The organism is Stenotrophomonas panacihumi (assembly GCF_001431645.1).
GTDB classification, from domain to species: domain Bacteria; phylum Pseudomonadota; class Gammaproteobacteria; order Xanthomonadales; family Xanthomonadaceae; genus Stenotrophomonas_A; species Stenotrophomonas_A panacihumi.
In genome coordinates this window covers 1-617 of sequence record NZ_LLXU01000023.1, presented here as the reverse complement: position 1 = coordinate 617, position 617 = coordinate 1, and the positions used below count along the sequence as shown (strand labels likewise).

Here is a 617-nt window from a genome sequence, read left to right as displayed (position 1 = left end):
CCAGGTCCGCCGTAAACGCCTTGGCGTCGAGCGCATCGCTCACAGCCTGCTCCACGCACTGCGCCTCCTGCTCCAACCCGAGCGAATGCCGCAGCAGCAGCGCCGTGCTCAGGATCGTCGCGTAGGGATTGGCGATTCCCTTGCCGGCGATATCCGGCGCCGACCCATGGATCGGCTCGTACAACCCGACCTTGCCCTCGCCCAGCGAAGCCGAAGGCAGCAACCCCAGAGAGCCCGCCAGCATCGACGCCTCGTCGGTCAGGATGTCGCCGAACATGTTTTCGGTGACCACCACGTCGTAATCACGCGGACGCGAGAGCAGGTGCATCGCCATCGAATCGACCAACTGGTGCTCCAGCCGCACATCCGGGAACTCCTCGCGCCCGATCCGTGCCGCCACGTCGCGCCACAAGCGCGAGGTCTCCAGCACGTTGGCCTTGTCGACCGAAGTCACATGCCCGCGCCGCCCCTGCGCCAGCTTGAACGCCGTGCGCATCACCCGCTCGATCTCCGCCACGCTGTAGCGGCACAGGTCGCTTGCATCGGTGGCCGTGCGCGTCTTGTCGCCGAAATAGATGCCGCCGGTCAGCTCGCGCACCACGATCATGTCCACGCCG

Annotated in this window: 1 protein-coding gene; it reads right to left on the bottom strand. The window is 66.6% G+C overall.

Translation table 11 applies throughout. From position 1 onward, the window contains the following. Window positions 1-617, bottom strand: a 617-nt coding sequence (locus ARC20_RS01020) for an isocitrate/isopropylmalate family dehydrogenase (protein WP_237642477.1), incomplete at both ends; no start/stop codon positions are given.